General features: G+C 65.2%; 3 protein-coding genes and 1 pseudogene. All 4 read left to right on the top strand.

Annotation, left to right across the window (positions count from 1 at the left end):
* A pseudogene (locus tag WEB61_RS05565) lies at positions 1-228 on the top strand (hypothetical protein); the annotation flags it as partial.
* The gene (locus WEB61_RS05560) at positions 225-1,034 is read left to right on the top strand and encodes an ATP12 family chaperone protein (RefSeq protein ID WP_368063337.1); all 810 of its coding nucleotides are present in this window, start codon (positions 225-227) and stop codon (positions 1,032-1,034) included. The pseudogene WEB61_RS05565 and the gene WEB61_RS05560, both read left to right, overlap by 4 nt.
* A gap of 148 nt (positions 1,035-1,182) precedes the next feature.
* On the top strand, positions 1,183-2,715 hold the full coding sequence (locus WEB61_RS05555; RefSeq protein WP_368063336.1) for an acyl-CoA carboxylase subunit beta: 1,533 nt from the start codon (positions 1,183-1,185) through the stop codon (positions 2,713-2,715).
* Between the two features lie 174 nt (positions 2,716-2,889).
* Entirely contained in the window at positions 2,890-4,905 is a 2,016-nt protein-coding gene (gene accC, locus WEB61_RS05550) for an acetyl-CoA carboxylase biotin carboxylase subunit (RefSeq protein ID WP_368063335.1), read from the top strand.
* Positions 4,906-4,980 lie beyond the last annotated feature (75 nt).

Here is a 4,980-nt window from a genome sequence, read left to right as displayed (position 1 = left end):
GGCGGCGCGGCACTGACGGGCGGCATCGGCGCGCTGCTGCCGCTGATGAGCGCCGGATCGGGCTCGGTCGCCTCGAGCGGCGATTGCGGCGCGGCGGCGGCCGCGGCGCAGCAGGAATCGGGCGGCGTCACGGGCGCGGCCCGCGATGTCGGCGGCGCCATCGGCGGCGCGGCTGAGGGTGCCGCTGAAGGCATCGGCGATGCGGTGCGCGGAATTTTCGGCCAATGACCGAGAAGGACGACACCGCGGCCATCGCCGCCATTTTCGATCTCGCGCGCAACCGCACGCTGGACGAGCAGCCGCCGCATCCGGGGCGCGACAAGCCGCGCCTGCCGAAGCGCTTCTACAAGCGCGCCGAAGCCGGTCCCGTCGAAACAGGCCATGCGGTCCTGCTCGACGGGCGCAGCGTCAAGACGCCGTCGAAGCAGGTGCTCGCCGTGCCCTATGCGGCGCTTGCCCGCGCCATGGCGGAGGAATGGGCGGCGCAAACCGACTATATCGACCCGCGTTCGATGTGGCTCACAAAGCTCGCCAACACCGCGCTCGATCTCGTCCAGCCGCGCCGCGCCGCCGTCATCGCCGAAATCGCGGGCTTCGCCGGCAGCGATCTCCTGTGCTACCGCGCCGATGCTCCCGCCACGCTTGTCCGCCGCCAGGCCGAGGCCTGGGACCCGCTCATCGAATGGGCGGAAGCGGCGCATGGCATCCGCCTCAAGGTCACCACCGGCATCGTTCACGTCGCGCAGGACGAGGCCGCGCGCGCGGCTTACGGCCGGGCGCTCGAGGGGCTCGATCATTTCCGCCTCGCCGCGCTCCACAATGCGGTCACGCTGACGGGCTCGGCCGTTCTCGGCCTCGCGCTCATCGAACGCCGTCTCGATGCCGCCGCGGCCTTCGCCGCCGCCCATCTCGACGAGGCCTGGCAGATGGAGATTTCGGGCCGCGACGCCGAAGAGGAGGCGCGTCTGGCGCGCCGCCGCGCCGAGCTTCTCGAAACAAGCCGTTTCCTCGATTTGCTCTCTGACGTAACGTAAACCCCGCCCTTTGGAATGGCGGCCAAGCCATTGGCAAAAAGGAGATTTCGGTGCTATTCAGAGCCCGCAACGGCCTGTGTGCGACATGTGTGGCGCCGGGGGTTTTCCCCCGTTCGACGGCGCCGATTCTCCGGTATCAGGGGGCGGTATGAAGGACATTCTTCGTCGGCTTGAGGAGCGGCGCGCCATCGCGCGGCTCGGCGGCGGCCAGAAGCGGATCGACGCGCAGCATGCGCGCGGCAAGCTGACCGCGCGCGAGCGCATCGAGCTGCTGCTCGACGAGGGCTCCTTCGAGGAGTTCGACATGTTCGTCGAGCATGACTGCAACGATTTCGGCATGGAGAAGCAGAAGATTCCCGGCGACGGCGTCGTCACCGGCTGGGGCACGGTCAATGGCCGTCCGGTCTATCTCTTCGTCAAGGATTTCACCGTCTTCGGCGGCTCGCTCTCGCGCAACCACGCGAAGAAGATGACCAAGGTCCAGGACATGGCGATGCGCAACGGCGCGCCGATCATCGGATTGTTCGATGCCGGCGGCGCGCGCATCCAGGAAGGCGTCGATGCGCTGGGCGGCTATGGCGACGTCTTCACGCGCAACGTCATGGCGTCGGGCGTTATCCCGCAAATCTCGGTGATCATGGGACCGTGTGCCGGCGGCGACGTCTATTCGCCGGCCATGACCGATTTCATCTTCATGGTGCGCGACACCTCCTACATGTTCGTCACCGGTCCCGATGTCGTGAAGACGGTGACCAACGAAACCGTGACCTCCGAACAGCTCGGCGGCGCGTCGATCCACACCGTCAAGTCCTCGGTCGCCGACGGCGCTTTCGACAATGACGTCATTGCGATGATGCAGATCCGCCGTCTGGTCGATTTCCTGCCGCTATCGAACCGCGACGAGGTGCCGGAGCGGCCCTTCTTCGACGACGCGATCCGCTTCGAGAAGTCGCTCGACACGCTGATCCCCTCCAATCCCAACATGCCCTACGACATGAAGGAACTGATCCTGAAGGTCGTCGACGAGGCCGATTTCTTCGAAATCCAGGAAAGCTTCGCGAAAAACATCATCACCGGCTTTGCCCGCATCGAGGGCCGCACGGTCGGCATCGTCGCCAATCAGCCGATGGTGCTGGCGGGCGTGCTCGATAGCGATGCCAGCCGCAAGGCGGCGCGCTTCGTCCGCTTCTGCGACTGTTTCAGCATTCCGATCGTCACCTTTGTCGACGTGCCGGGCTTCCTGCCGGGCACGGCGCAGGAATATGGCGGCCTCATCAAGCATGGCGCGAAGCTCCTCTTCGCCTATACCGAAGCCACCGTGCCGAAAGTCACCGTCATCACGCGCAAGGCCTATGGCGGCGCCTATGACGTGATGGCGTCGAAGCATATCCGCGGCGACATCAACTATGCCTGGCCGACCGCCGAGATCGCGGTGATGGGGGCCAAGGGCGCGGTCGAGATCATCCACCGCGCCGATATCGGCGACGCGCAGAAGATCATGGCCCACACCAAGGCCTATGAAGACCGCTTCCTCAATCCCTTCGTCGCGGCCGAACGCGGCTATATCGACGAGGTCATCATGCCGCATTCCACGCGGGTCCGCATCGCGCGGGCGCTCGCGCTCCTCCGCCACAAGGAGCTCGAGAACCCGTGGAAGAAGCACGACAACATTCCGTTGTGAGGCAGGGAAGATGATGGCGCATGCCCTCTCCCCCTATGCCGTCATGGCCCGCGAAGGCGGGCCATCCACGTCTTTCTTTTTTGCCGCCAAGACGTGGACGGCCCGGACAAGCCGGGCCGTGACGATTTTGGTTTGTATCGAGCCACCATTTTCCGCCGCGCAAGGTCACCGCTGATGTTCAAGAAAATCCTGATCGCCAACCGGGGCGAAATTGCCTGCCGCGTGATGAAGACGGCGAAGAAGATGGGCATCGCCACCGTCGCGGTCTATTCCGCCGCCGACAAGGATGCGCTGCATGTCGAGATGGCCGACGAGGCGGTGGCGATCGGGCTTGCGCCGGCGTCGGAGTCCTATCTCGTCATCGACAAGATTATCGCCGCATGTAAGGAGACGGGCGCGGAAGCCGTCCATCCCGGCTACGGCTTCCTGTCGGAGAATGCGAAATTCGCGCAGGCGCTCGCCGACAACGGCATCGCTTTCATCGGCCCCAACATCAAGGCCGTCGAGGTGATGGGCGACAAGATCGAGTCGAAGAAATTCGCCAACGCCGCGAAAGTGAACACCGTGCCGGGCTATCTCGGCGTCATCAAGGACGCCAAGGAAGCCGTCAAGATCGCCAACGAAATCGGCTATCCGGTGATGATCAAGGCATCGGCCGGCGGCGGCGGCAAGGGCATGCGCATCGCCTGGTCGGAAAAGGAAGTCGCCGAGGGCTTTGCCTCCTCGATGTCGGAAGCGAAATCCTCCTTCGGCGATGATCGCGTCTTTATCGAGAAATTCGTCACCCAGCCGCGCCACATCGAAATCCAGGTGCTGGGCGACAAGCACGGCAATGTGATCTATGCGATGGAGCGCGAATGCTCGATCCAGCGCCGCAACCAGAAAGTCATCGAAGAGGCGCCGTCGCCCTTCCTCGACGAGAAGACGCGCAAGGCGATGGGCGAGCAGGCGGTGGCGCTGGCCAGGGCCGTCGACTATGAAAGCGCCGGCACGGTCGAGTTCATCGTCGACAAGGATCGCAATTTCTATTTCCTCGAAATGAACACCCGCCTCCAGGTCGAGCATCCGGTGACCGAGCTCATCACCGGCATCGATCTCGTCGAACAGATGATCCGGGTCGCGGCCGGCGAAAAGCTCGCCATCAAGCAGTCCGACGTCAGGATCAAGGGCTGGGCGATCGAGAGCCGCATCTATGCCGAAGATCCCTATCGCAATTTCCTGCCCTCGACCGGCCGTCTCGTGCGCTACCGGCCGCCGGCGGAGGGAACGGCGGGGGGCCTTACCGTGCGCAACGACACCGGCGTCTATGAAGGCGGCGAGATTTCGATGTTCTACGACCCGATGATCGCCAAGCTCTGCACGCATGGGCCGGACCGGCTTGCAGCCATCGAACATATGGCGGGCGCGCTCGACGAGTTCCACATCGAGGGCATCCAGCACAACATCCCCTTCGTCAATGCGATCATGGAGCATCCGCGCTTCCGCTCCGGCAACATCACGACGGGCTTCATCGCCGAGGAATACCCGGAAGGATTCCACGGCGTGGCGCTCGCCGACGAGCGCGCGGTGCGCTTCGCGGCGATTGCCGTCTACATCAATTCGGTCCATGCCGCCCGCGCGGTGCAGATTTCCGGCCAGCTCGCCGGCCGGCCGCGCAAGCTGCCGACCGAATGGGTCGCCTCGGTCGGCGACTGGACCCAGCGCGTCACGGCGGAAGACGCGAACGGCGCGCTGCGCGTCATCTTTCTCGACGCGGAAGGCGCGCGGGGAGCGAGCCATCTCGTGCGCAGCCAGTGGGTGCCGGGCCAGGCCGTCTTCCGCGGCGAGGTCGACGGCATTTCGATGACGGTCGAGATCGTCCGCGCCAAGCAGGGCTATGTGCTGCGTTATCGCGGCGCCTCGGCGCATGCGGTCGTGCGCACGGCAACCGGCCATCGCCTCAACGCGCTGATGCCCGAAAAAGTCGCCGCCGATACCTCGAAGCTGCTGCTCTGCCCGATGCCGGGTCTGGTGAAAGCGATCCATGTCGAGGTCGGCCAGGAGGTGAAGGCCGGCGAGGCGCTTGCCGTCGTCGAGGCGATGAAGATGGAAAACATCCTGCGCGCCGAATTCGACTGCACGGTCGAGAAGCTCAACGCCGCCCCCGGCGACAGCCTCGCCGTCGATGCGGTGATCATGGAGTTTGCGTAAGGGGGCAGAGGGCGCCGCGCCCCCTCACCCTTCCGCGGGCTGACGCCCGCTCCCTCCCTCTCCCCGGAGGGGAGA

This window comes from Parvibaculum sp. (genome assembly GCF_040882025.1).
Classification (GTDB): Bacteria; Pseudomonadota; Alphaproteobacteria; order Parvibaculales; family Parvibaculaceae; genus Parvibaculum.
This window is presented reverse-complemented; position numbering and strand designations above follow the sequence as displayed.